This is a genomic window from Panacagrimonas perspica (assembly GCF_004364935.1).
Taxonomy (GTDB): Bacteria; Pseudomonadota; Gammaproteobacteria; order Nevskiales; family Nevskiaceae; genus Panacagrimonas; species Panacagrimonas perspica.
On the sequence record NZ_SOBT01000011.1, the window covers coordinates 292102 to 317776 of the forward strand.

Sequence of the window (25675 nt, forward strand, 5' to 3'; positions counted from 1 at the left end):
CTGGGAGTTGCTGATTGGCCATCGAAGAACGTCGTTTCGAGACGCAGGAGCAGGTCGCGCTCGCGCTGGCCGAGGCGGTGGCGAAGGACCTGCGTACGGGTCTCACGCGGCAGGCGGCGGCGTCGCTGGCGGTATGCGCGCGGCCGGATCTGTTCGCGTTCTTCGCCGCGCTGCGCACGCAGCCGCTGGACTGGTCGCGTGTCGAGATCGCGCTCACCGACGAATGCTGGGTGCCGCCGTCTTCCGAGCAGAGCTGTGAGCGCGTGCTCCGGCGGCATCTGATCCGGGACGAGGTGCTCGACGCACGGCTCGTCGGTTTGTGGACGAATGACCCCAAGCCGATCCAGGCCTCGCCCGAGATTGCAGAACGGCTGACGCGCATGACGCGGCCGTACGACGCCGTCGTGCTGGACGTGGGCGAGGACGGGCGTGTCGCCGGCCTGTTCCCGGGGATGCCCGGGCTGGCCGCGATGCTGAATCCGAACTGGGCGGTGCCGGCGGCACCTGCGCGCGATCCGGACGAGGACGTCGATCGCATCACGATGACGCTGCGCGCGCTGCTCGACTCCCGGCGGATCTATCTGTTCCCGACCGGTGAGGGGCCGAGAGCCGCGTACGCGCGGGCGATCGAGGCGAAGAATGCATCGCCGGTGCGCGCGCTGCTCGCGCAGAACCGGACGCCCGTCACCGTGATGCTCTGCGACGCGTGAGCGCCCGTCACCAGGCCGGTCGACTCGCCCCTGACCAGCAGCGGAGTCGACATGCAGAGTGCCGAACACGCACTTGCGCGGAATGCCGTGGCGCGAAAATCGCGAATCGCCCGCGCATGCGGGCCCGCCGTGCGCCAAAGAGCGCATGAATCGGCGACAATCCACGTTCATTAGAGAGCGGGGCGCTACCCGCCGACCATGACCCCGGTTCAGGAGAGGGTGTGAGCGCTCAGCGCATTGCGTGGAACAGGAAGGCTGCAGGAGAAGTCGCGTGACATCGTCGCGCGACCTGGGGCCGTCGACTGCGCGCGCCTTGCGCGGGGCGCTGGCGGAACTCCAGGTCATCTTCGACAACGCCTTCGTCGGCGTCTGCTACACGCGGGAGCGCGTGATCGTCCGCTGCAACAAGCGTTTCGAAGAGATGTTCGGCTATGAGCCCGGCGCCCTGACGGGGCGTGACATCGTGATGCTCTATCCCTCGCGCGAGGAATACGACCGTATCGGCAGAGCCGGCTACGGCTATCTGGAGACCCACGACACCTACTCCGACGAACGCATGATGCGTTCGCGGGACGGCGACGTGTTCTGGTGTCAGGTCTCGGGTCGCCCGCTCGATCACGACCATCCGACGCGCGACGGCATCTGGATCTTCCAGGACATCTCGGAGCGCAAGCGCGCCGAGGAGGCGTTGCAGCGCGCCAACGAGCGTCTGGAAAGCCGCGTGCAGGAGCGCACCGCGGATCTGCGCCGCGCGTACGATGCGTTGCGCGAGGAAATGGGGATTCGCCGGCAGACCGAAGAAGAACTGCGCGCGAGCCAGGAAAAATATCGCGCGCTGTTCGAGAGCTTTCCGATCGGCATCTCGATCACCGACGAGCAGGGCAAGGTCATCGAGATCAACCGCAAGCTTTCGCGGATCAGCTCGCTGTCCACCGTGGCGCGCTTCACCAGCGAGCTCGAGCTGAGCTCGATGAACGCCGCGCTGGTGCATCCGGACGGCACGCCGATGCGTCATGACGCCTTGCCGAGCACGCGTGCCATCCGCGAGCAGCGCGTGATCTCGGACGTGGAGCTGGGTGTGCGCTACGGCAACGGCCGTCTGCGATGGTTCCAGGTCACGGCCGCTCCGATCCCGGTGAAGGGGTACGGCGCGATGGTGGCGTACACCGAGATCACCGAGCGCAAGCGCTTCGAAGAGCGCGACCGCACGCAGCAGGCCGAACTGGCCCGTGTGTCGCGTCTGAACACGATGGGCGAGATGGCGGCTGCGCTGGCGCACGAGCTCGGGCAGCCGCTGGCGGCGACGCTCAACTATCTGCACGGCTGCCAGCTACGGCTGGTCGGCGGCGACTACGATCGGGAGCTGTTCGACTCGGCGATCTCGCAGGCCATCTATCACGCCGAACAGGCCGGCAGCATCGTGCGCCACGTGCGCCAGTTCGTCCGCAAGCACGAGCCGGAATCCATCCTGGTGCCGATCAACTCGCTGATCGAGCAGATGCTGTCCTTCCTCGATTTCGAGCGCCGCCAGTCGCGTACCGCGATCAACCTGGATCTGGCGCCGGACGTGCCCTCGGTGTGGGTCGATCCGCTCGAGATCAAGCAGGTGATGGTCAACCTGATCAAGAATGCCTTCGAGGCCATGTCGGATCTGCCGCCGGAGTCCCGCGTCATCGACATCTCCACCAGCCGCCAGGGCGACATGGTGGAGGTGGAAGCCTCGGATCGTGGCCCCGGTGTCAGCAAGACCAAGCTGACGCAGATCTTCAATCCTTTTTTCACCACCAAGCGCAATGGCATGGGCCTGGGCTTGGCGGTGTGCCGCTCCATCGTGGAATCGCACGGTGGACGGTTGACGGTGTCGCGCAACGTGCACGGCGGCGCCGCCTTCTCCTTCACGCTGCCGATTCGCGAAAAATCACCCCCGAGAACATTGAATGATCCAGGATAGGGTCGCGCCGAGGCGCGAAGAAGAACCCACCGTTTTCGTGGTTGATGACGAGAGTTCGGTGCGCAGTTCGCTGCAATGGCTGCTCGAATCGATCCGCCTCAAGGTGGAGACCTTCGATTCGGCCGAGTCTTTCCTGGCCAAGATCGTCACCGATCGTCCGGGCTGCCTGGTGCTCGACGTGCGCATGCCGGGTTTGTCGGGCCCGGAGCTGATGGACCGTCTGCACGAAAAGCATTTCGGCATGCCGATCATCTTCCTGTCCGGCCACGGCGATGTGCCGCTGGCCGTTCACACGATGAAGGGCGGTGCCTTCGACTTCCTGCAGAAGCCGTACAACAACCAGCAGTTTCTCGAGCGCGTGCGCAATGCGCTGGAACTGGATACGAAGAACCGCAGCATGCGCCGCCAGCAGGGCGACACGGCCACGCGCATCGACGGGCTCAGCGGGCGCGAGCGCGAGATCCTGGACCTGGTGATCGAAGGGCAGAGCAACAAGGTGATCGGCCGGGCGCTGGGAATCAGCTACAAGACGGTCGAAGCGCATCGTGCGCGGCTGATGCGCAAGATGGGTGTCGCCAGCTTCGCCGAACTGATGCAGGTGGTGCTGGCGTTCCGCGGTCATCCCTGAGGATCGAGCGCTGACCACAAAAAAGCCCGGCCGAAGCCGGGCTTTTTTTGTTGACGAAGGCGCGCCGGTTTACACGGCGGCTTCGATCGCCTTGCGGATCTTCTTCATCGCAGCCGCCTCGATCTGGCGGATACGTTCGGCCGACACCCCATACTCGTCGCCGAGTTCCTGCAGGCCGGCCTTCTCGCCCTCGGCCAGCCAGCGGCGCATCAGGATGTCGCGCGAACGCGCATCGAGCTGGGTGATGACGTCGCGCATCGTGTTCTCGCGCTGCTCGTGCCAGTCCGCGTCCTCGATCCGCTTGATCGACGGATCTTCGACGGCGAGGTAGTCCTCGGGAACGTAGGTGCTCTCGTCGTCGTCGGACTGCGTCGCGCTGAACGACACGTCGCTTCCGCCGAGTCGGCCCTCCATCTGGAGCACCTCCTCCGGCTTGACCTTCAGGTCACGCGCCACGGCCTCGACTTCGGCCGACGTCATCCAGCCGAGCCGGCGCTTGGCCGAGCGCAGGTTGAAGAACAGCTTGCGCTGGGCCTTGGTCGTGGCGATCTTCACGATGCGCCAGTTCTTGAGCACGAACTCGTGGATCTCGGCCTTGATCCAATGCACGGCAAAGCTGATCAGCCGCACGCCGACGGTGGGGTCGAAGCGCTTCACGGCCTTCATCAGGCCGACGTTGCCTTCCTGGATCAGGTCGGCGAGCTGAAGGCCGTAGCCCATGTAGCCGCGTGCAATATGCACGACGAATCTCAGGTTCGAGACGACCAGGTTCTGGGCGGCCGCCAGATCGCCTTCGTCACGCAGGCGATGGGCAAGGTCACGCTCTTCCTGCGCCTCGAGGACGGGAATGCGGCTGACCGAATGGATGTACGAATCGAGGCTGCCCGCCATAGGAACCGGCAGAGCCGCGGGGCGCAGCGCAAGGGCCGTGGTGGACGAACTCATTGAAATCTCCCAAATCAAGCGACGAAAAGGATGTTAGCACTCGGGGATTTGAGTGCTAATGCGCCCCAGAGTTCCGTCTAACTACAGAGCAAATTCGATGCCGCGAACAGGCCCCGAACTCCCCGGCGCCGGGCCTTTCCCAGGGCCCGCAAGAGATGAATGAAGGCGTCCCCAGCCGGTTCAAGGGTGGCGCCCTTTCTTCATTTTCTGAGCCTTAGGAGGGCCCCCAGCCTCGCTCAGGCGCGGTATCCGGTCGGATGGCCGCCGACGTCTGTTCTTGCGGCGGCACCGGCCAGCTTGGGAGAAGGCGGACCTGGGGAGGAGATCGCGGGGCGAAGGCCCGGCCTGGACCCCCGATTGGAGAATGCCCTTACGCCCCCGCTTCGTCCGGTAGCGAGCGACCCGCATCCAGGGCGTTCGGCGGCCGCGCATGCAGGATGAGGCTGCTCCTATGACGGCTTGCCCGCCGTCTCGGTGATCATCGACGGCGAACGCAGTTTCCACCGTCCGGATTCTTTCGCCGCTCCTTATCTTTCGAGGTGACGCATGAGTGACACCCCACCGCTTGAAGACGACACCCGTGCCCCTTCGTTGAGCCTGCTCGCACGCGAGGCGCGCGTCCCGTTCGAGGTGCTGCGCTTCCTGATCGGGACGCGGCGTCTGCGTGGCCTGCCCGAAGGGGACGGGCATCCGGTGTTGTTGATTCCGGGTTTCGGCGCCGATGAATTCCTGATGCGTCCTTTGCGTCGCGCGCTGGTGAAGCTCGGCTATGCGGCGGAGGACTGGGGACAGGGCCGCAATCTCGGCATGCGGCCCGCGATCAGGCAAGAGCTCGCCCGCAAGCTCGACTCGATGGCCAAGCGCAGCGATCGCAAAGTGACGCTGATCGGCTGGAGCCTCGGCGGTGTTTTCGCGCGCGAGCTTGCGCGTGCGAAACCCGAGCAGGTGCGACGAGTGATCACCTTGGGTAGTCCGATCAATCGTCGGCCGGATGCCAACAACATGATGCCGCTGTTCCGATTGGTGAATGGCGGACGTGCACCGAAGCAGGATCGGGAAGGATTCAACCGCAGAAAAATTGCGCCGCCTGTGCCGTGCGCAGCGATCTACTCGCGCACCGACGGCATCGTCGCGTGGCAGGCGTGCATGGAAGAGGTCGCGGCGAACACGCAGAACATCGAGGTCGCCGGAAGCCACTTCGGATTGGTCGTGAACCTCGAAGTCCTGGCAGCGATTGCACGACTGATGGAGGCTGACTCAAAAAAACTTTCCGACAGACGGTAAAAAAAAGCCGAGAGCTATTGACACAACATCTTGTGTTTTAAAAACGTCCGGTACACCATAGGCCGTGGTTGGAGGCCGTCGACGGTGGGCGTTGTCGGATCTGACCGCTTTGACTTACTGCTAGGAGATAGTCATGCCCGTAGCCAAGAAGAAGCCGGCGGCCAAGAAGGCCCCTGCGAAGAAAGCTGCAAAGAAGACGGCCAAGAAGGCGGCCAAGAAGAAGTAATCGGTTTATTCCGATTGCTCGCGCGGCGGGGTTTCCGCCGCGCTTTTTTTTGCCTGAAATTTGGCTGAAAAGCCTCGAATCAGGCTGCTTCGGCGAGTTCTTCGGGCTCGCGTTCGAAGAAAGCGGTCACACGGTCGAGTTGTTCGCTAGCGTCGTCGACACGATTCACCGAAGCCCAGAACGCATCGACGCCAGGATGGCTCTGGCAATACCACTGGATGTGTTTGCGAGCGACGCGTACGCCGCGTGACTCGCCGTAGAGCGTGTACAACTCCCGCATGTGCTGGAGCAGCGTCGACGCGACTTCCACGCGATCCGGTTGTGGAAGCACTTCACCGGTCTTCAGGAAGTGGGCAAGCTCGCGAAAGATCCACGGGTGGCCCAGCGCCGCGCGCCCGATCATCAACCCGTCGGCGCCGGTCTGTCGCAGGATCTCGAGCGCCTTGGGGCCGCTGTCGACATCGCCGTTGGCGATGACCGGAATTCGCACCGCCGCTTTGACTTCCGCAACCGTCGTGTACTCCGCCGCACCTTCGTAATGGTCTTCGCGGGTGCGGCCGTGAACGGTCAGCGCCGCGATGCCACAGTCTTGGGCGATGCGCGCGATCTTCACCGCGTTTCGATGGGAGCGAGCCCATCCCGTGCGGATCTTCAGCGTCACCGGAACCGGAGACGCCGCCACGACGGCCGACAGGATACGTTCGACGAGCGCCTCATCCTTCATCAGCGCAGAGCCCGCGTCGACCCGACACACTTTCTTTGCCGGGCAGCCCATGTTGATGTCGATGATCTGGGCGCCCTGCTCGACGTTGAAGGCCGCGGCGCGCGCCATCGTCGCCGGATCGGTGCCGGCGATCTGCACCGAGATCGGCGCGGATTCGGCATCGTGCTCGCGGCGCAGCCGCGACTTCTCGGTGAACCACAGCGTCGGGTCGGCCGTCGTCATCTCCGAGACGACCAGCCCGGCGCCCAGCCGGCGGCACAATCCGCGGAAGACGCGATCGGTCACGCCGGCCATCGGCGCCAGCACCAGCGGGGGGTCGATTCTGTGGGGACCGATATCCATCCGAGCATTGTCGCCGAGTGTCGCCGGACGGCGCGATTTTCCCTCTTCAGCGCGATGTTCAAGCTCCGAGGCCGATGCTAGATTGCCGCTCGTCCAACTGCCTCCAAACAGCTCTCCATGATTGGCCGAAGCGCGTTGGTGATCGACGACTCGAAATCAGCGCGGTTCGCGCTGCGTCGGTACCTCGAAGGCTATCGGTATCAGGTCGAGGCGGTCGAAAGCGCAGATGACGCGATGCGCTTCCTGGAGGGCAGCAAACCCGGCGTGATCTTTCTGGACCACGTGATGCCCGGCGTCGACGGCTTCACCGTCCTCAGGAATCTTCGTGCGAACGTGGACACTGCCCGCATTCCGGTGGTGATCTGCTCCTCGAACGAAGGCCCGGAATTCAACGAGATGGCGCGCGCCGCGGGCGCCAATTGCGTACTGCAGAAGCCGCCCAATCCCGAACAGTTGTACCGGATCCTCGACGATCTGGAGCGCGGTGAGATCCCTTCGGCCGCACAGGCGTCGGCGCCGGCCCCGTTGCTGACGGCGCCGCCGAACGTTCCGCGGTTCCCGGTTGCTGCACGACCGGCGTCCGTGCCGACCCCGAATGGAGCCGTGGCTGCGAGTCCCCCCGGCACGGGGATGGCGGGCACGAGTGAAGATGCGATCCGCGAGCAACTCGAGTCGCGGATGAAGAGGGTCTCGCAGGGCCTGTTCGTCCAGTTCGCCGAGATCAAGGCGACCGTGGCGCATCTGGCGAGCCAGCAAACGAAGCTGGCCGAGCAGACCCGGCTCGCGGAGCAGACGCAATCGGCGCGAACCGAACTGCGCACCGAGTTTCGAAACGGAATCGACGAGACGAATCAGGCGCTGCGTCTGATGACGTCCCGCATCGAAGGCATCGAGCGGGAGCTTTTTTCGCAGTTGACCGCGATGCGCACGCATGTCGACGCCACACTCCAGCTCCATGCGGATCGCGTGACGGAGATTGTCCAGTCGGCACGGCAGGCTGCGGCCGAAGAGGCGCAGGTCGTGGCCGAGCGCACGGTGATGGCGGCGGCGTTGCGTATCTCCGACCAGCTCGCTGACGCCATCCTCGGCGCCGTCGGGCGCCGCTGAATCGCGCGCCTTCTCAGGCGCGCATCGCGGCCCAGGCGAACCAGGCCCAACCGGCCAGGAACAGCAATCCGCCGATCGGCGTGATCGCACCGAGCCAGCGCGTTTCCGTCAGCGCGAGCACGTAGAGACTTCCGCTGAAGACGATCACGCCCGCGAGGAAGCAGCCGGCGGCAATGTCGAGGCCGGGCATCTTCGCGTGGCGGGCGCAGACGCCGACGAGGACCAGGGCGAGCGCGTGGTAGAAGTGGTACTCGTTGGCCGTCTTCCAGATCGCCAACATCTCCGGTGACAGGCGGCTGCGCAACGCATGCGCGCCGAACGCGCCGAACGTGACGGCGACGAATCCCAGAATCGCACCGATGCCGATGGAAGCGGAAGCCAAGGCGTTCATCGAGATGTCTCCACGACATTGAAGCCGATGCCTGCCTTGCGCAGACGCTCGATCAGTTTGTTGCCCATCGCATTGGCGGGCGTCAGAACGCCGGCGCGCTTGGGCAGGCGATCCTTGGCCAGGCACAGCGCGGACTCGGCGAGCATCTTCGAGGTCTCGCCGTAGCCGGGATCACCGCCGGTGACTTCGGTGACGACGTGCTGCCCGCCACCGCGACCGATGAAGCGCACGCGGAACCAGGCCTTGGCGCGCTTCTCGGCGCTCGGACCTTGGCCCGGATCACGGAATTTCAGCAGGCGATCGCGGGTCGGCTTGAACTGCGCGCCGAGCACGGCCACGCCTGCGCCACCCACTAGGCCCGCGACGGTCGAGAGTTTCTTCACCTGGATGTAATGCCCGTACCGGAAAGACGGTCCATAGCGGTCGTCCGCAGCTGCCGACCGTCGCACCATCTGCGGGTCGATGCTCGGGAAGGGCACGACCCAGGCGTTCAGGGATTTCTCGAAGCGGATGGTCTGCCGGGTCGAACCGATCTTGCGATCCACCGGCCATCCTTCACGCGAACGACGTTCCCTGGCCACCTTTGAGTATTCGCGCAGCCGCGAGAACGCGGAGATCGCCGAGTGCCAGGTGCCGCCCGATATCTCGCCGCCGGCCTTCACGAATCCCTCGACGGTCAGCGGCACGTCGTCGGGCAACTGCTGCACCGTGAAATAGGCGCCCAGGTCGTGCGGGATCGAATCGAAGCCGCAGGCATTGACGATGCGCGCACCGCTGGCCTTGGCCTTGTCGTGATACGCCAGCCACATGCGATCGACGAATTCCGGTTCGCCGGTGAGGTCGACGTAATCGGTGCCGGCCTCGGCGCAGGCCGCCACCAGCGGCTCTCCGTAGCGGATATAGGGGCCGACGGTGGTGATGACGACCTTCGCGGCGCTCGCCACCGCTTCCAGCGAGGGGGGATCCGCGACGTCCGCCTGCAACAGCGCGAGATCCGCGCAGGCCGGGTTCAGTTCGGCAAGGCCCGCGCGAACCTCCTCGAGTTTCGCCAGATTGCGCCCCGCCAGTGCCCAGCGCAGCTTGTCGCCGCCGTGCGACGCAAGGTATTGCGCCGTCAGCTGGCCGGTGAAGCCGGTCGCGCCGAACACCACGATGTCGTATTTGCGCTTCGTCCCCATGTGTCCCCTGGAATCTTGCCGGACGCGCGGCCGGCGCCGCGCGAATGCGGGTCAGTGTCTCACAGGCTTCCGGGGGCTCCAGCGCTGCCGCGACAGGCCGTCCGGTGCGGGAGGCGACCCGCAGGTACGCAAATTCAGGCGGTATTGCGGCGTCGGGGACTGCGAGCGCCGGCACGCGGCGCCAACACGGCGGGTCCCACCACTGCGCGCAGGCAGAACAGGCTGATCGTCGCGATGACCTGTTCGCGATGCCGCTCGCCGCGATGGGTCGGCCCGATCGGCCCGATCAGCGCCTCGGTGAAGGCGCCGACGATGCATGCCGATGCCACGTCGCCGTCCTGTGCCGGGAATTCGCCCGAGGCGATGCCGTCCTTGAGGATCGACTTGAACACGTTGCCGAACTCGCGGCGCGCGCGGATGCGGGCGATGTCGACCTCGGCCTCGGCGGGTTCGGCGATGAAGGCGTAGGCGAGGAAGGGGCCTTCGAAGGCACGGCGTGCGAACGACTCGACCGCGCGACGCAGGCGGTCGGCGGCGGTCCCTTCCGACTTCGCGATGGTGCGCAGGATCTCGATCTCGTGCTTGACCGCCTCGCCGAGCACCTCGACGAACAGGTCCGCCTTCGACGGGAAGTAGCGATAGATCGAGCCGGTGGAGAGGCCGGCGTCGGCCGCCACGGCCGCGATCTGCGCCGCCCGGAACCCGCCTTCCGCGACGAGCTTGCGGGCGGACACGAGGATGCGCTGGCGGTTGTCCGCCAAGCGTTCTTCCATCAGGGGGGAGCGCTTGTATCGCATGGTGTGAATGATACATCACGAAATGAATGTAGATTCACTTTTATTGCGGACAGGTCTAGACTGACCATCCGCCATCCCATCCCATCCCATCCCGATTCGCGAGGACCCGGCCACCATGAATTCCAGCCTGAATTTCGACCTCGGAAGCGACATCGACTCGTTGCGCGAGGCGGTCATGCAGTTCTCGCTCAAGGAGATCGCACCGATCGCCGCCGAGGTCGATCACAGCAACAAGTTCCCGATGCCGATCTGGAAGAAGCTCGGCGATCTGGGTGTACTCGGTCTGACGGTCGAGGAGGAATACGGCGGCACCAACATGGGTTACCTCGCACACGTCGTGGCGATGGAAGAAATCTCCCGCGCTTCCGGCTCGATCGGGCTTTCCTACGGCGCCCACTCGAATCTGTGCGTGAACCAGCTGCGCAAGAACGGCACCGAGGCGCAGAAGAAGAAGTACTTGCCCAAGCTGGTCTCGGGAGATCACGTGGGCGCGCTCGCCATGTCGGAGCCGGGCGCCGGGTCGGACGTGGTCAGCATGAAACTGCGTGCCGACCGCCATGGCGATCGCTACGTGCTCAACGGCAACAAGATGTGGATCACCAACGGTCCCGATGCCGACACGCTGATCGTCTACGCCAAGAGCGATACCGGCGCCGGGCCGCGAGGCATCACCGCCTTCATCATCGAGAAGGGCTTCAAGGGATTCTCAACCGCACAGAAGCTGGACAAGCTCGGCATGCGCGGCTCCAACACCTGCGAGCTGGTGTTCCAGGATTGCGAAGTCCCCGTAGAGAACGTGCTCGGATCCGAGGGCAAGGGCGTCAACGTGCTGATGTCGGGTCTCGACTTCGAGCGCGTCGTGCTCTCCGGCGGGCCGCTCGGTCTGATGCAGGCCTGCCTCGATGTCGTCGTCCCTTATGTGCACGAGCGCAAGCAGTTCGGCCAGAGTATCGGGCAGTTCCAGCTGATGCAGGGAAAGCTCGCCGACATGTACGTGGGCCTGTCGGTCTGCCGCGCCTACGTCTATGCCGTCGCCAAGTCCTGCGATCGTGGCGAGACCACGCGCAAGGATTCCGCCGGCGCGATCCTGTACTCCGCAGAGAAAGCGACGTGGATGGCGGGTCAGGCGATCCAGGCGCTGGGTGGCAACGGCTATATCAACGAATACGCGACCGGGCGCTTGTGGCGCGACGCCAAGCTGTACGAGATCGGTGCAGGAACCTCCGAAATCCGGCGCATGCTGATCGGCCGCGAACTGTTCAGCGAGACCATCTGATGACCGCGATAAAATCCAAGCTCAATACGCGCTCGCCCGAGTACGCGGCCAACCACGCCTTGATGGCGGGGCTGGTCGAAGATCTGCGTGCGCGTACCGCGAAGGTCGCCCAGGGCGGCTCCGAGGCTGCGCGGCAGAAGCACATCGGGCGCGGCAAGCTGCTGGCGCGAGATCGCGTCAACACGTTGCTAGATCCGGGCTCGCCGTTCCTGGAGCTCTCGCCGCTGGCGGCGAACGGCATGTACGGCGACGAAGTGCCGGCGGCCAGCATGGTGACCGGCATCGGCCGCATCCGCGGTCGCGAATGCCTGGTGATCGCGAACGACGCGACGGTCAAGGGCGGCACCTACTACCCGATGACGGTCAAGAAGCATCTTCGTGCGCAGGAGATCGCGCGCGAGAACAATCTGCCCTGCGTCTACCTCGTGGACTCGGGCGGTGCGTTCCTGCCGCTGCAGGACGACGTGTTTCCGGATCGTGAGCATTTCGGTCGCATCTTCTACAACCAGGCCAACCTGTCGTCGCAGGGGATTCCGCAGATCGCCTGCGTGATGGGTTCGTGCACGGCCGGCGGCGCGTACATGCCGGCGATGTCGGACGAGACCGTCATCGTCAAGGAGCAGGGCACGATCTTCCTCGGGGGCCCGCCGCTGGTGAAGGCCGCCATCGGCGAAGTCGTGACCGCCGAGGAACTCGGTGGCGCCGACGTGCACACGCGCATCTCGGGCGTGGCCGACTATTTCGCCGAGAACGATCATCACGCGCTGTCGATGGTCCGCCGCATCGTCGGCAATCTGAATTCGGTGAAGTCACCGAATGTCGCGATGCTGCCGCCCGAAGATCCGCTCTACGATCCCGAGGAGCTCTACGGCGTCATTCCGGCCGACACGCGCAAGCCCTACGACGTGCGCGAGGTCATCGCCCGCATGGTCGACGGCTCGCGGCTCGACGAGTTCAAGACGCGCTACGGCTCGACGCTGATCACCGGTTTCGCGCACGTCCACGGTTACCCGATCGGCATCGTCGCCAACAACGGCATCCTGTATTCGGAGTCGTCGCTGAAGGGCGCGCATTTCATAGAGCTCTGCGGCCAGCGCAAGATTCCGCTGCTGTTCCTGCAGAACATCAGCGGCTTCATGGTCGGCAAGAAATACGAGAACAGCGGCATCGCGCGCGATGGCGCCAAGCTGGTGACGGCGGTCGCAACCGTCGGTGTTCCGAAGTTCACGATGCTGATCGGCGGCTCGTTCGGTGCCGGCAACTACGGCATGTGCGGACGGGCGTACTCGCCGCGCTTCCTGTGGACGTGGCCGAACGCGCGCATCTCCGTGATGGGCGGCGAGCAGGCCGCGAGCGTGCTCGCCACCGTCAAGCGCGATGGCATCGAGGCCTCGGGGAAGAGCTGGAGCAAGGACGAGGAAGCGGCGTTCAAGGCCCCGACCTTGAAACAGTTCGAGCACCAGTCGAGTCCGTACTTCGCCACCGCGCGCATCTGGGATGACGGCATCCTGGATCCGGCGCAGGCACGTCGCACGCTCGCCCTCGGCCTTGCCGCCGCGCTCAACGCGCCCGTGAAGGAAACGCGCTTCGGCGTGTTCCGCATGTGATGCGGCCGGAGAACCAGACCATGTTCACGAAAATCCTGATAGCGAACCGCGGCGAGATTGCCTGCCGCGTCATCAACACCTGCCGCAAGCTCGGCATCCGCACCGTCGCGGTTTATTCGGAAGCCGACGCCGGTGCACGCCATGTGCGGATGGCCGACGAGGCCTGGTGTGTGGGACCCGCACCCTCGCGTGAAAGCTATCTGCGTAGCGACAAGATCCTCGAGGTCGCGATGGCGAGCGGTGCGCAGGCGGTGCATCCGGGCTACGGCTTCCTGTCGGAGAACGAAGGCTTCGCCAACGCCTGCGCGGAAGCGGGCATCGTGTTCATCGGGCCGCCGGTCGAGGCGATCCGTGCGATGGGTTCGAAGTCGGCGGCCAAGGCGCTGATGGAGCAAGCCAAGGTTCCGCTGGTGCCGGGTTATCACGGCGACAACCAGGATCCGGCGTTCCTGAACCAGCAGGCGGATCGCATCGGCTACCCGGTGCTGATCAAGGCCTCGGCGGGTGGTGGCGGCAAGGGCATGCGCGTGGTCGAGAAGTCGGCCGACTTCGCCGCCGGCCTCGCCTCGTGCCAGCGCGAGGCGCGCTCGAGCTTCGGCGACGACAAGGTGCTGGTCGAGAAGTACCTGCAGCGGCCGCGACATATCGAGATCCAGGTGTTCGGCGACAGCCAGGGCAACGTCATCAGCCTGCACGAGCGCGACTGCTCGGCGCAGCGACGTCACCAGAAAGTCGTCGAGGAAGCGCCGGCGCCCGGCATGACGCCGGAGCGTCGCGCGGCGATGGGCAAGGCGGCCTGCGATGCGGCGCGCGCGGTCGGCTATGTCGGCGCGGGCACCGTGGAATTCATCGCCGACCAGGACGGCACGTTCTTCTTCATGGAGATGAACACGCGCCTGCAGGTCGAGCATCCGGTCACCGAGATGATCACGGGGCTGGATCTCGTCGAGTGGCAGTTGCGCGTGGCCGGCGGTGCGCCGTTGCCGCTGCAGCAGGATCAGGTTCCGCTGCGCGGGCACTCGATCGAAGTGCGTGTCTACGCCGAGGAGCCGGAGAAGGGCTTCCTGCCGTCGATCGGCACGCTCGCGCATTTCGCGCCGCCGGCGGCGTCGGCGAACGTGCGCATCGACACCGGTGTGGAGCAGGGCGACGTCGTCAGCCCGCACTACGATCCGATGCTGGCCAAGCTGATCGTCTGGGACGAGACGCGTGAGCGCGCCTGCGATCGCATGCTCAAGGCGCTGTCCGAGTTTCGCGTGGTCGGCGTCGGCAACAACGTGGAATTCCTCGGTCGGCTGGTCGGATGCGATTCGTTCCGCAGCGGACAGGTCGACACGGGGCTGATCGAACGCGAACGCGCCACGCTGATTCCGGAAGCACAGCCGGTGGCGGCGGAAGTCTTCGCGCTCGCCGCGTTCGCCTCGGTGGAAGCGGAGCGCGCGACGCGGTCCGCCTTCACGGTCGAACCGCACTCGCCGTGGAGCGTCGCCGATGGCTGGCGCCTCAACGGTGCGTTGACGCGCACGCTCGCATTCAAGAGTGGCGAGCAACAGGTGGAAACGGTGATCGAGCAGGGATCGCGTGGCAGCCTGCGCATCGATTCACGTCCCGCCGTCGGCAGCACGCGTCCCGACGGGACCGTGCGACTCGCCTGGGGCGATGCGAAGCTCGACGCGCACGTCGTGGCGCAGGGCGAGACGCTCTACGTGTTCTCGGGCGGACGTCGCCACGCGATCCAGAAGATCGATCCGCTGCTGCACGCGGGCGAGGACCAGGAAGAAGGCGGCGGACTGGTGGCGCCGATGTCCGGCAAGATCATCGCGCTGATCGCCAACCCTGGCGCCGACATCGAGAAGGGCGCGCCGCTGCTGGTGATGGAAGCGATGAAGATGGAGCACACGATCGTGGCTCCGGCGAACGGAACGCTGAAGGCGTTCCGCTTCGCGATCGGTGACCAGGTGCCCGAGGGCGCGGAACTCGTCGAGTTCGAGAAGGCCCCCGCGTAATACGTAGCCCGGACGAAGTCCGGGGCTGCGCTTTGAATTGCGAACGCAACCCCGGACTTCGTCCGGGCTACGGGTTGAGGCCGTCAGAGCGCGACGGTGAAGTTCGCTTCCGTTTTGGCCTTGATCTCGTCGAGCGTCACGCCCTCGGCGAGTTCGATCAGCTTGGCGCCCGATCCCTTGCGATCGATCTCGAACACGCCCAGCTCGGTGATCAGCAGGTCGACCACGCCCTTGCCGGTGAGCGGCAGCGAGCAGTCCTTCTTGAACTTCGAGTCGCCGCCCTTCTCGCAGTGGTCCATGACCACGACGACCTTGGGCACGCCGGCGACCAGATCCATCGCGCCGCCCATGCCCTTGATCATCTTGCCGGGCACCATCCAGTTCGCCAGGTCACCTTTCTCGGAGACCTGCATGCCGCCCAGGATCGACAGGTTGATGTGCCCGCCGCGGATCATTCCGAACGAATCCGCGCTCGAGAAGTAGACGGACTTGGGCAGCTCGGTGATGGTCTGCTTGCCGGCGTTGATCAGGTCCGCATCTTCCTCGCCCTCGTACGGAAAGGCGCCCATGCCGAGCATGCCGTTCTCGGACTGCAGCGTGACCTCCATGCCCTCCGGGATCATGTTTGCCACCAGGGTCGGAATGCCGATGCCCAGGTTCACGTAGAAGCCGTCGCGCAGCTCCTTGGCCGCACGGGCCGCCATCTGGTCACGGTTCCAGGCCATTACTTGCTCCCCCGCGGACGCGTCGTCCGTCGCTCGATGTGTTTCACGTAGTCCTTACCCTGGATGATCCGTTTCACGAAGATGCCCGGCGTGTGGATCTGGTCGGGCGGCAGCGCGCCCACCGGAACCAGCTCCTCGACCTCGGCGATCGTCACCTTGCCGGCCGTGGCGATCATCGGGTTGAAGTTGCGCGCGGTCTTTCTGTAGATGAGGTTGCCGGCGGCGTCGCCCTTCCAGGCCTTCACCAGCGCGACATCGGCGGTCAGGCCCGTCTCCATCACGTACCACTCGCCGTTGAACTGGCGGGTCTCCTTTCCTTCCGCGACCTTGGTGCCGTAACCGGTGCGTGTGTAGAACGCGGGGATGCCGGCGCCGCCGGCGCGGATGCGCTCGGCGAGCGTGCCCTGCGGATTGAACTCCACCTCGATCTCGCCCTTCATGTAGCGCGATTCGAGGATCTTGTTCTCGCCCACGTACGACGCGAGCACTTTCTTGATCTGGTTGTTGGCCAGCACCAGCCACATGCCGTGCTCGTCGCAACCCACATTGTTGCCGATGACGGTGAGGTCCTTGGCGCCCGAGTCGCGCAGCGCGACGATCAGGTTCTCCGGGATGCCACACAGGCCGAAACCACCGGCCATGACGGTCATTCCGTCGCGGGTCAGACCCTTGAGCGCGCTTGCGGCGTCGGGGTAGATCTTGGATGTCACGAAAGCCTCCAGGGGCTGCAGAACGAACATTCCCGCGTCGACGAATCCGCCGTCTTCGCGAAATTAGTATGGTACACAACTACCGTGTCGCTTCGCCGCATCGCGTCTTCTGTTGTTCACGCGAGCGCAAGGCAGCGGAGCGTAATCATGAAAGAGGATGACGGTGCGCGCGAATGCTCGCCCGTATGGGCCGCGGCATCAATCGGTGAGTGCCCGCGGGTCTCGCGGGTGGTGACGGATGGCCTCTTTCGTGCGTCGTTCCGGGAAGTGAATAAGACCAGAGGATTGCTGATCGCGGATTGCGGCGTTTCGTTCCGCGATGGACAATTGCCCTTCAAGCTTTAAGGAGCGCCCCTCCGGCCCCGCTCCCACGCAGACGATTTACCGCATGAATTTCACTGCAGACGGCCGAGCGGACAACCAGAACCGGCTGATCGGGCTGGTCTTCGTCGTAGGGTTTCACGTCCTGCTCGTCTGGGGTTTGATGAACGGCCTGGCGCGCAAGGCCATCGCGCTGCTGCCCGAACCGATCGAAACCAAGATCATCGAGGACGTGAAGCCGAAGATGGAGGAGCCGCCGCCGCCGGTGCCCGAATTCGAGCCGCCGCCGCTGCCGTACATTCCGCCGCCGGACATCGTCATCGCGCCGCCCCCCGAGCCGCCCAAGACGATCACGCAGGTCACCGTGGTCAAGCCCGAAGCACCGCCGCCACCCCCGGCGCCGCCGATGCCTGCGCGAGAGGCGGTGCGGGTCGCGCCGAAGATCGACTACGACGGCAGTCCGCGTGGTTGCCGCAAGCCGAACTATCCGGCCGCGTCGCAGCGCCTCGAAGAGCAGGGCACGAGCCGCATCCGCCTGCTGATCGGGGTCAACGGCAAGGTCGCCGAGTCGGGTGTCGAGAAGTCCAGCGGTTATCCGCGACTCGACGAGGCCGCGATCCGCGCATTCAGCACCTGCAAGTTCACCGTGGGCACCGTCGACGGAAAGCCCGAGCCCACCTGGTTCCGCATCAACTACAAGTGGAGTCTGGAGGACGAGTGATCGGAGCTCGCAGCGCCGCCCGCCCGAATCGTCCCTGTCTTCGATCCAGCCGTCCGCGTCACGTCGTTCAGGAGAAGTACGCCATGCCGTTCGCTTTCCCGATGCAATTCCCGGTTGCCCTCACTCGCTGGACGGGCACGGCCGTGCTCCTCGCGCTGCTCATGTTCTCCGCGATCGGGCAGGCGCAGGACACGGCTCCCCCCGAGCCGCCCGCGATCCCGGCCATCCCCGAGGCGCCGGCAACACCGGCGCCAGGCGCAGCAGCTGCGGCAGAGACGGTTGCAGTGGCCAACCCCTACGGGCTGGACGCGCTGTGGCAGCAGGGAGACTTCGTCTCGAAGGGCACGCTGCTGATCCTGGTGATCATGTCGGCCGCCACCTGGTACATCCTCGTGGTCAAGCTGATCGAACAGCAGAAGCTGTTCTCGGAAGCGCGCGAAGTGAGCCGCACCTTCTGGTCGTCGCCGTCGGTCGCCACCGGCATGGCAAAGCTCAAGACGGGCGGGCCGTTCTGGTACATCTCGGAGCGCGGTGTGAGCGCTGACGCTCATCACGAGGGCACGATGGTCGAGCAGATCGACCGCTCGACGTGGATCACGATGTCGGTCAACCGCGCTGTCGACACGGTGCAGAGCAGCCTCACCGGCGGACTCGCCGTGCTGGCCACCGTGGGTTCGACGGCGCCGTTCGTGGGCCTGTTCGGCACGGTCTGGGGCATCTACCACGCGCTGACGCAGATCGGCATCTCCGGCCAGGCCTCGATCGACAAGGTCGCCGGCCCGGTCGGTGAGGCGCTGATCATGACGGCCATTGGTCTGGCGGTCGCAGTGCCTGCGGTGCTCGGCTACAACTGGCTCGTGCGCCGTAACAAGAACGCGATGGACGGCGTTCGCGCCTTCGCTTCCGACCTGCACAGCGTGCTGCTCTCCGGCGCGCGCGTCGGCGACAAGAAGTAAGGCTGCGCGTTCGCGGAGCACGCCATGGCCATGCAGATCGGTTCCAGCGACGACGGCGAGGAAGAACTCAACGCGTCCATCAACACCACGCCGCTGGTCGACGTGATGCTGGTGCTGCTGATCATCTTCCTGATCACGATCCCGGTCGTGACCAAGAACATCCCGGTGAAGCTGCCGGCCGAGGAGAACCAGCCGCTGCAGACCAAGCCCGAGAACATCACGATCGCCGTGGACGTCGAGGGCAACCTGTTCTGGAACAACCAGCCGGTGGCCGACGAGGACGCGCTGCGCAACAAGCTCTACGAAGTCGCGCGCCAGGTTCCGCAGCCCGAGGTGCACATTCGCGGCGACCAGGAAACGCGCTACGAGAACGTGAACAAGGTCGTCGAGGCCTGCCAGCGCGCTGCGATCCAGAAAGTCGGCTTCATCACCGAACCCGCGCCGCGCGGATAAGTCCCGGAGAACCTCATCATGGGAATGAACGTAGGTGGCAGCGGCAGCGGTGACGGCGATCCGCAGGAGATGGTGGACATCAACACCACGCCGCTGATCGACGTGATGCTGGTGCTGCTGATCATGCTGATCATCACGATCCCGGTGCAGACGCACGCCGTGAAGCTCGACCTGCCGGTGAACCAGCAGAACCAGCTGCCGCCCGATCCGCCGCCGGTGGTGAACATCGAAGTCGACTTCGACGGCACCGTGTACTGGGACACCGACATCGTGCCGGACCGCGCCGGCCTTGCGGCGCGCTTCGAAATCGCCGCGCACGAAGTGCCGCAGCCCGAATTCCACATCCGCCCCAACCGGCTGGTCGCCTACAAGCACGTCGCCGGCGTGATGGCCACGGCGCAGAAGCTGGGCATCACCAACATCGGCCTGGTCGGCGGCGGCGGCTGACCCCGAACACCGGAAATCCGATCCTCATGCTGCTGCGTTCGATCCGCTTCCTTCTTCTCGCGCTCGGTCTGGGCGCGATCCTCGCTTCCGTTCCCGCGATGGCGGCCGACAGCCTGCGGCCCGAAGTCGCCACGCCGCTGCAACAGGCGCAGAAGCTGGTGCAGGCGAAGAAATTCAAGGAGGCCATCAAGCCGATCGAGCAGGCCGAGGCGGTCGGCGGGCTGACGCCCTACGAGAGCTTCATCGTCGCGCAGATGCGCGGCACCGCGCTGGCGGGCGCCGGCGACGCGGCGGGCTCTGCGGCAGCCTTCGAGAAGGTGCTGGCGGCCAAGCGCCTGCCGCCGGAAGACCAGTTGCGGATCACCGAGGCGGTGGCCGGGACCTACCTGCGCGCGCGCAACTATCCCAAGGCCATCGAGTGGACCGAGGCTTATCGCGACGCGGGCGGCAAGCGCCCGGAGACGCTGGGTTACCTGGCGCAGGCCTATTACTTCGCCGGCAACTACAAGAAGGCCACCGAAGAAGCGTCCAGGCTGATCGCCGCCACCGAGAAGGCGGGCGGCAAGCCGACCGAGGACGACCTGAAGCTGCTGATCAGCGCACAGGCCAAGAACGAAGACGCGGCCGGCTATGCGCAGACGATGGAAAAGATGGTGCGCTATCACCCGTCGCGGGAGTACTGGAACGACGCCATCCGTCGTGCCGCGGCCAAGCCGGGCTTCTCGCGCAATCTCGAACTCGACATGTACCGATTGCTGCGTGCCACCGGCAACATGACCAAGGCCGACGACTACATGCAGGCCGCGCAGCTCGCCAGCCTGGCGAAGCTGCACGGCGAGGCGAAGTCGCTGCTCGATGAAGGCTACGAGAAGAAGCTTCTGGGCACCGGCACGGCGGCGGAGACCGAGCGCCAGAACCGCCTGCGCACGCTGGTCGAGCAGAAGGCCAAGGAGGATCGCGCGACGATCGCCTCCGCCGATGCCGACATCAACGCGGCCGCCACCGGCGACCCGCTGGTGAAGACCGGCATGGCCTACGTCACCTACGGCGACAGCGCCAAGGGCCTGCCGATGATCGAGCAGGGCCTCAAGAAGGGGCAGCTCAAGTTTCCGGACCAGTCCAGGCTGCAGCTCGGCTACGCCTATTACCTGGCGGGCCAGAAATCCAAGGCGCGCGATGCGCTCAAGGACGTCAAGGGTACGGACGGGGCAGCCGACCTGGCGCAGCTGTGGAGCATCCTCGCCGGTCAGGGATGAGCGCACCGGAAGGCAGTCGGGTCCGGGTGGCGTGACATACTCGGCGCGTAGCGGTTTTTCACGTCCTCCAACATGTCCGAACCGAAAAAATCCCTGATCCGCCGGGCTTTTGATTTCCTCTGGGGTACGGTCATCACGATCTATCGTGCGCTGATCATCCTCAGCGTCGTGATGTTCGCCGTCCTGCTCTGGACCGTGTTCAAGGGTGGGCCGACGCCCACCGTCGAAGACAATGTCGCGCTGGTGATCTGGCCGGAAGGCCAGGTCGTGGACCAGCTCGACAACGAACGCGCCTTCGTCGAGCGCGTCATGCGCGAGCCGCCGTCGCAGACGCGACTGCGCGATCTGGTCGATGCACTCGAGGCCGCGGCCGACGACAAGCGCATCACCACCGCCGTTCTCAAGCTCGACACGCTGACCAGCGCCGGCATGGCGCAGATCGACGAGCTGGTCGCGGCGATGCACAAGTTCCAGGCCGCCGGGAAGACCATCCACGCCTACGGACCGTCGTACGACCAGATCGGTTATCTGGCGGCCGCGGCAGCCGATGACGTCTCGGTGGATCCGAACGGTTCGGTGCTGATCGAGGGTTTCAGCGTCTACCAGAACTACTTCAAGGACGCGCTCGACAAGCTCGGCATCAAGATCAATGTTTTTCGCGTCGGCGAGTTCAAGGCCGCCGTGGAGCCCTTCATCCGCAACGACATGTCGCCCGAAGCCGAGCGCGCCAACCAGGAATGGCTGGGCGATCTGTGGTCGAACTACGGCAAGCACGTCGCCCAGGGCCGCAAGATCAAGGACGACGCCGCGCAGAACTACGTGTCGGGCTTCCGCGCCGGCATCGAGAAATTCCGCGGCGACGGCGCGGCCTATGCGAAGGACGCCGGGCTGATCACGCACATCGAGACGTTGCAGCAGTTTCGCCAGCGGGTAGGGGCCATCGTGGGTATCGATGAGGATCACGGCAGCTTCCGCCAGATCCACTACAGCGAATATCTGCGCGCGGTGAAGCACGCCGGCAACCGGGCCAAGCCCAAACCCGACACCACCGGCAACCAGATCGCGCTGATCGTCGTGCAGGGCGAGATCGTCGACGGCGTCGGCGAAGCCGGGCAGGCCGGTGGCGACACCATCGCCGAACTGCTCGAAGAAGCGCGCCGCGACGACGACGTAGCCGCCGTGGTGCTGCGCATTGATTCGCCCGGCGGCAGCGCCTGGGCGTCAGAGATCATTCGTCGCGAGATCCAGCAGCTCAAGACCGCCGGCAAGCCGGTGGTCGCCTCGATGGGAACCGTCGCCGCAAGCGGCGGCTACTGGATCGCGATGGACACGGACCAGATCTGGGCCAGTGAATCCACGATCACCGGCTCGATCGGCATCTTCGGCCTGATCCCCACGATCGATCAGCCGCTCGAGAAGCTGGGCGTGCACACCGACGGCATCGGCACGACGCCGCTGGCCGGAGCGTTCCGCATCGACCGGCCGCTGTCGGACGACGTCGCCGCGATCTTCCAGTCGGAGGTCGACAAGGGCTATCGCGATTTCGTTGGTGGCGTCGCGGCCGGGCGCAAGCTCGAGGTCGCGAAGGTCGAATCCTTCGCGCAGGGCCGTGTCTGGAGCGGACTGGACGCCAAGGGCCTGGGCCTCGTCGATTCGTTCGGCGGTCTGGAGCAGGCCACCGAGGCCGCGGCGACGCTGGCCGGCCTCGAAGCGGGCGACTGGACGCTGGAAGAAATCACGCCGGCGCCGGAATTCCCGAGCACGCTGCTGAGCCAGTTCTTCGGCTCGATCAGCTCGCGCTTCGGCTTCGGCGGCGTCTCGATGCAGCACCCGGTGCTGCAGGCGCTGCAGCGCACCGACGCGGCGGGCTGGCTGGCGCGCTTCAACGATCCGCGTGGCCTGTACGCGCACTGCATGTGCACGCCCTCGGCGCCGCGGACGCGTTGACGCATGGCGTCGCTGGCACCTGTCGGTGTGTTCGACTCGGGTGTCGGCGGGCTTTCGGTCCTGCGTGACCTTCGCCGGCTGATGCCGGCGGAGGACCTGATCTATTACGCCGACAGCGCGCACTGCCCCTACGGCGGGCAGCCCAACGCGGCGATCCAGGCGCGTGCCGTCGCCATCACCGAAGAACTGCTGGCGGCCGGCTGCAAGATGATCGTCGTGGCCTGCAACACCGCCACCATCGCCGCGGTCGAGCACCTTCGCGCGAACTACCCGGTGCCCTTCGTCGGCATGGAGCCGGCGGTCAAACCGGCCTGTGCGATGACCAGGACCGGCGTCGTCGGCGTGCTCGCCACCGGCGCGGCGCTCGGCGGCGAGAAATTCCATCGGCTGCTGGCGCAGCACGCCGCCGGCGTGCGCGTCATCACGCAGCCTTGTCCCGGGCTGGTCGAATGCGTCGAGGCGGGTGACCTGAAAGGCGCGTTCGTCGACGAACTGGTGAAACGCTACGTCCAGCCGCTGGCCCGCGCGCGCGCCGATGTCATCGTGCTCGGCTGCACGCACTATCCCTTCCTGCGCGATGCGATCCAGGCCGTGGCGGGCGCGCAGGTGCAGCTGATCGACACCGGCGAGGCGGTGGCGCGCCAGGCGCGCCGGGTGCTCGAGCGCGAAGAACTGCTCAATCCTTCGGCCGCCGACGGCGGTCTCGAATGGCGGACCAGCGGCGACAAGGCCGCGTTGGCGCCGATCGTCCGGAGCCTGCTGGCTTAAAGATCAGCGGCACGCCGCAGCCCGGGTGAAACCCGGGATTCCCCTCGAATACGAAGCGCAATCCCGGGTTTCACCCGGGCTACGGTGCCGTCGCCGTTCGTGGCGCGAGGCCCCAGGCGATCCCGACGCCACAGCGTCGGGAAACCGGCGCACCGGGCGTCAGATTCGCGCGTCAAGCCTTCGACAGGCGCACGAATTCCCGGGGAAAAGCGGCCCTCGTCGAGCGCGGGCGCCGTGGCACATGGGTTGCACTCCTTCGTGCGAGACCCGTCCCGCCCCGGAACCCGCCGCATGTCGAGCGCAGCAGACACCGCATCCTCCCCCGCCGCCGCCAGCAAGGGCGGCCGTTTCGGAATCGGCATGCTGCTGGGCGTCGCCCTGTTCTCGATCGCCGGCGCCGGTGGCGCCGCCTACTTCGTGCTCGGCAAGTCCAAGGCGGACGCGGCGAATGCCGAATCGCACGGGAATGATGCGCACGGCGCGCCGACCGCTCCGGCCACGTACCTGGCACTGGACCCGGCCTTCGTCGTCAATCTCGAATCGGCCGACGAGGCGCACTACCTGCAGGTGGACGTGCAATTGATGGCGCGCGATGCCCACGCGCTCGACACCGCCAAGATCCATGTCCCGGTGATCCGCAACAGCCTGTTGATGCTGTTCGGTCAACAGAAGCCGGCGGACATCGCCACGCGCGCCGGCAAGGAGAAATTGCAGCAGGTCGCGCTGGCCGAAGTGCAGAAGGTGCTGCAGGCGGAGACCGGAAAGCCGGTCGTCGAGGGTTTGTACTTCACCAGCTTCGTCATGCAATGAGCGTTCTCGCCCTCCCTTTCTCACGGACTCGCCCGTCATGAGCGCCACAGAGCTTCTTTCGCAAGACGAAATCGACGCGCTGCTGCATGGCGTGGATTCCGGAAAAGTCGACGTCGAGCCGCCGCCTTCGGCGCCGGGCGAAGCCCGGACGTTCGACTTCGCCACGCAGGACCGCATCGTGCGCGGCCGCATGCCGACGCTCGAGATGGTCAACGAGCGCTTCGCGCGCCTGTTCCGCATCGGCCTCTTCAACATGCTGCGCCGCCAGCCCGAGCTGACCGTGGTCGGCATCGAGATGATCAAGTTCGGCGAGTACACGCACTCTCTGTTCGTGCCCACCAGCCTGAACCTGGTGCGCGTGAAACCGCTGCGCGGCACCGCGCTGTTCATCTTCGAGCCGCGCCTGGTGTTCTCCGTCGTCGAGAACTTCTTCGGCGGCGACGGCAAGAACAAGACCAAGATCGAGGGCCGCGAATTCACGCCCACCGAGATGCGTGTCGTGCAGCTCATGGTGCGCCAGGTGTTCCAGGATCTGGTCGAAGCCTGGGGCCCGGTGATGCCGCTGGATTTCGAGTTCCTGAACTCGGAAGTGAACCCGCACTTCGCGAACATCGTGTCCCCGAGCGAGATCGTCTGCGTCTCCAAGTTCATGATCGAGCTCGAAGGCGGCGGTGGGCACCTGCACATCACCTTTCCGTACTCGATGCTCGAGCCGATCCGCGACCTGCTCGACGCCGGCCTGCAGTCGGATCGCACCGACAAGGACGAGCGCTGGCCGATCAGCCTGCGCGAGCAGATCCAGCACGCCGAAGTGGAGCTCGAAACCGAACTCGCCAACGCGACCATCTCGCTGCGCGACCTGATGCGTCTGAAGGCCGGCGACATCATCCCCGTCACCTTGCCCAAGGCGCTGGATCTCTGCGTCGAAGGCGTGCCCGTCTACCGCGGCCAGTTCGGCGTCGCCAACGGCCACAACGCGATTCGCATCGACGAAATCATCCGGCGTCCGCCGCTGAGCAAGACCCGAACCCTTTCCGGAGTGCCCGCATGAACGCACAAGCCAAACCCAACGTCGCACCTGCACAGTTCGAGCAGTTCGCCAGCGGCACCTCGGCGCCGAGCGCCAACGACGTCAACCTCGACGTCATCCTCGACGTGGCGGTCACGCTGTCGATGGAAGTCGGCCGCGCACGCATTCCCATCCGCAACCTGCTGCAGCTCAACCAGGGCTCGGTGGTGGAACTCGAGCGCGCCGCCGGCGAGCCGCTGGATGTCTACGCCAACGGCACGCTGATCGCGCACGGCGAAGTGGTGGTCGTCAACGAGCGCTTCGGTGTGCGGCTCACGGACGTCGTGAGCCCGGCCGAACGCATCAAGAAGCTGCGCTGA

At 65.6% G+C, this 25675-nt stretch carries 26 protein-coding genes; 19 read left to right on the plus strand and 7 right to left on the minus strand.

The window, feature by feature from the left end:
* The first annotated feature begins 14 nt into the window (after positions 1-14).
* The 3 genes from DFR24_RS20825 (at position 15) to DFR24_RS20835 (ending at position 3289) form a co-directional block, all read left to right on the plus strand.
* Positions 15-710, plus strand: coding sequence for a 6-phosphogluconolactonase (locus DFR24_RS20825; protein ID WP_133883367.1), 696 nt, complete (start codon positions 15-17; stop codon positions 708-710).
* A 271-nt stretch (positions 711-981) separates the two neighbouring features.
* On the plus strand, positions 982-2661 hold the full coding sequence (locus DFR24_RS20830) for a PAS domain S-box protein (RefSeq protein WP_162851353.1): 1680 nt from the start codon (positions 982-984) through the stop codon (positions 2659-2661).
* A complete protein-coding gene (locus tag DFR24_RS20835; RefSeq protein WP_133883369.1) occupies positions 2648-3289 on the plus strand; it encodes a response regulator transcription factor in 642 nt (213 codons plus the stop codon). The genes DFR24_RS20830 and DFR24_RS20835 overlap by 14 nt, the downstream gene beginning before the upstream one ends.
* A 69-nt stretch (positions 3290-3358) precedes the next feature.
* On the opposite strand, the gene rpoH is transcribed toward DFR24_RS20835, so the two are convergent.
* The gene (gene rpoH / locus DFR24_RS20840) at positions 3359-4234 is read right to left on the minus strand and encodes an RNA polymerase sigma factor RpoH (protein ID WP_133883370.1); all 876 of its coding nucleotides are present in this window, start codon (positions 4232-4234) and stop codon (positions 3359-3361) included.
* A 630-nt stretch (positions 4235-4864) separates the two neighbouring features.
* Here rpoH and DFR24_RS20845 point away from each other — a divergent pair.
* Positions 4865-5518, plus strand: coding sequence for an esterase/lipase family protein (locus tag DFR24_RS20845; RefSeq protein ID WP_246051738.1), 654 nt, complete (start codon positions 4865-4867; stop codon positions 5516-5518).
* 305 nt (positions 5519-5823) lie between these two features.
* Here the strand turns inward: DFR24_RS20845 and dusB are convergent, their stop codons facing one another.
* Positions 5824-6810, minus strand: coding sequence for a tRNA dihydrouridine synthase DusB (gene dusB / locus DFR24_RS20850; protein WP_133883372.1), 987 nt, complete (start codon positions 6808-6810; stop codon positions 5824-5826).
* 117 nt (positions 6811-6927) lie between these two features.
* On the opposite strand from dusB, the gene DFR24_RS20855 reads away from it, so the two are divergent.
* Positions 6928-7917: a response regulator gene (locus DFR24_RS20855; protein WP_133883373.1), complete on the plus strand. Its 990-nt coding sequence runs from the start codon at positions 6928-6930 to the stop codon at positions 7915-7917.
* 13 nt (positions 7918-7930) lie between these two features.
* Here the strand turns inward: DFR24_RS20855 and DFR24_RS20860 are convergent, their stop codons facing one another.
* From DFR24_RS20860 to DFR24_RS20870, 3 genes are all read right to left on the minus strand, one after another.
* Complete coding sequence (locus DFR24_RS20860) at positions 7931-8308, minus strand: DUF423 domain-containing protein (protein ID WP_133883374.1); 378 nt, start codon at positions 8306-8308, stop codon at positions 7931-7933.
* The gene (locus DFR24_RS20865; RefSeq protein WP_133883375.1) at positions 8305-9486 is read right to left on the minus strand and encodes a saccharopine dehydrogenase family protein; all 1182 of its coding nucleotides are present in this window, start codon (positions 9484-9486) and stop codon (positions 8305-8307) included. The genes DFR24_RS20860 and DFR24_RS20865 overlap by 4 nt, the downstream gene beginning before the upstream one ends.
* Before the next feature lie 134 nt (positions 9487-9620).
* Positions 9621-10283, minus strand: coding sequence for a TetR/AcrR family transcriptional regulator (locus DFR24_RS20870; protein ID WP_133883376.1), 663 nt, complete (start codon positions 10281-10283; stop codon positions 9621-9623).
* Positions 10284-10398: 115 nt separating this feature from the next.
* Here DFR24_RS20870 and DFR24_RS20875 point away from each other — a divergent pair, with 115 nt between their 5' ends.
* Genes DFR24_RS20875 through DFR24_RS20885 form a run of 3 tightly spaced genes read left to right on the plus strand, consistent with a single transcriptional unit; the run spans position 10399 to position 15172 of the window.
* Positions 10399-11559, plus strand: a complete 1161-nt coding sequence (locus DFR24_RS20875) for an isovaleryl-CoA dehydrogenase (protein WP_133883377.1) — start codon at positions 10399-10401, stop codon at positions 11557-11559.
* Positions 11559-13166 (plus strand): carboxyl transferase domain-containing protein, encoded by a 1608-nt coding sequence (locus tag DFR24_RS20880; protein ID WP_133883378.1) that lies wholly within the window; start codon positions 11559-11561, stop codon positions 13164-13166. Before DFR24_RS20875 ends, DFR24_RS20880 begins: the two co-directional genes overlap by 1 nt.
* A gap of 20 nt (positions 13167-13186) precedes the next feature.
* Positions 13187-15172 carry an acetyl/propionyl/methylcrotonyl-CoA carboxylase subunit alpha gene (locus DFR24_RS20885; protein WP_133883379.1) on the plus strand — a complete coding sequence of 662 codons (1986 nt, stop codon included), beginning with the start codon at positions 13187-13189 and terminating at the stop codon, positions 15170-15172.
* Positions 15173-15255: 83 nt separating this feature from the next.
* Here DFR24_RS20885 and DFR24_RS20890 read toward each other — a convergent pair whose 3' ends face one another.
* Positions 15256-15897 (minus strand): 3-oxoacid CoA-transferase subunit B, encoded by a 642-nt coding sequence (locus tag DFR24_RS20890; RefSeq protein WP_133883380.1) that lies wholly within the window; start codon positions 15895-15897, stop codon positions 15256-15258.
* Positions 15897-16607 (minus strand): CoA transferase subunit A, encoded by a 711-nt coding sequence (locus DFR24_RS20895; protein WP_133883381.1) that lies wholly within the window; start codon positions 16605-16607, stop codon positions 15897-15899. The genes DFR24_RS20890 and DFR24_RS20895 overlap by 1 nt, the downstream gene beginning before the upstream one ends.
* Positions 16608-16754: 147 nt before the next feature.
* On the opposite strand from DFR24_RS20895, the gene DFR24_RS20900 reads away from it, so the two are divergent.
* The 11 genes from DFR24_RS20900 to fliN all read left to right on the plus strand — a co-directional run bounded on the left by DFR24_RS20900 (position 16755) and on the right by fliN (position 25675).
* The gene (locus tag DFR24_RS20900) at positions 16755-16952 is read left to right on the plus strand and encodes a hypothetical protein (protein ID WP_133883382.1); all 198 of its coding nucleotides are present in this window, start codon (positions 16755-16757) and stop codon (positions 16950-16952) included.
* A gap of 43 nt (positions 16953-16995) precedes the next feature.
* On the plus strand, positions 16996-17649 hold the full coding sequence (locus DFR24_RS25205) for an energy transducer TonB (protein WP_133883383.1): 654 nt from the start codon (positions 16996-16998) through the stop codon (positions 17647-17649).
* A gap of 83 nt (positions 17650-17732) precedes the next feature.
* Positions 17733-18605 carry a MotA/TolQ/ExbB proton channel family protein gene (locus DFR24_RS20910; protein WP_246051740.1) on the plus strand — a complete coding sequence of 291 codons (873 nt, stop codon included), beginning with the start codon at positions 17733-17735 and terminating at the stop codon, positions 18603-18605.
* Between the two features lie 24 nt (positions 18606-18629).
* Positions 18630-19058, plus strand: coding sequence for an ExbD/TolR family protein (locus tag DFR24_RS20915; RefSeq protein ID WP_133883384.1), 429 nt, complete (start codon positions 18630-18632; stop codon positions 19056-19058).
* Between the two features lie 18 nt (positions 19059-19076).
* The gene (locus DFR24_RS20920) at positions 19077-19505 is read left to right on the plus strand and encodes an ExbD/TolR family protein (RefSeq protein ID WP_210772477.1); all 429 of its coding nucleotides are present in this window, start codon (positions 19077-19079) and stop codon (positions 19503-19505) included.
* A gap of 26 nt (positions 19506-19531) precedes the next feature.
* On the plus strand, positions 19532-20761 hold the full coding sequence (locus DFR24_RS20925) for a tetratricopeptide repeat protein (RefSeq protein ID WP_133883385.1): 1230 nt from the start codon (positions 19532-19534) through the stop codon (positions 20759-20761).
* Between the two features lie 72 nt (positions 20762-20833).
* Positions 20834-22708, plus strand: a complete 1875-nt coding sequence (sppA, locus tag DFR24_RS20930) for a signal peptide peptidase SppA (RefSeq protein ID WP_133883386.1) — start codon at positions 20834-20836, stop codon at positions 22706-22708.
* A gap of 3 nt (positions 22709-22711) precedes the next feature.
* Positions 22712-23476, plus strand: a complete 765-nt coding sequence (murI, locus tag DFR24_RS20935) for a glutamate racemase (protein WP_133883387.1) — start codon at positions 22712-22714, stop codon at positions 23474-23476.
* A gap of 291 nt (positions 23477-23767) precedes the next feature.
* A complete protein-coding gene (locus tag DFR24_RS20940; RefSeq protein ID WP_210772476.1) occupies positions 23768-24286 on the plus strand; it encodes a flagellar basal body-associated FliL family protein in 519 nt (172 codons plus the stop codon).
* A gap of 37 nt (positions 24287-24323) precedes the next feature.
* Positions 24324-25337, plus strand: a complete 1014-nt coding sequence (gene fliM / locus DFR24_RS20945; protein WP_133883388.1) for a flagellar motor switch protein FliM — start codon at positions 24324-24326, stop codon at positions 25335-25337.
* Positions 25334-25675 carry a flagellar motor switch protein FliN gene (gene fliN / locus DFR24_RS20950; protein WP_133883389.1) on the plus strand — a complete coding sequence of 114 codons (342 nt, stop codon included), beginning with the start codon at positions 25334-25336 and terminating at the stop codon, positions 25673-25675. Before fliM ends, fliN begins: the two co-directional genes overlap by 4 nt.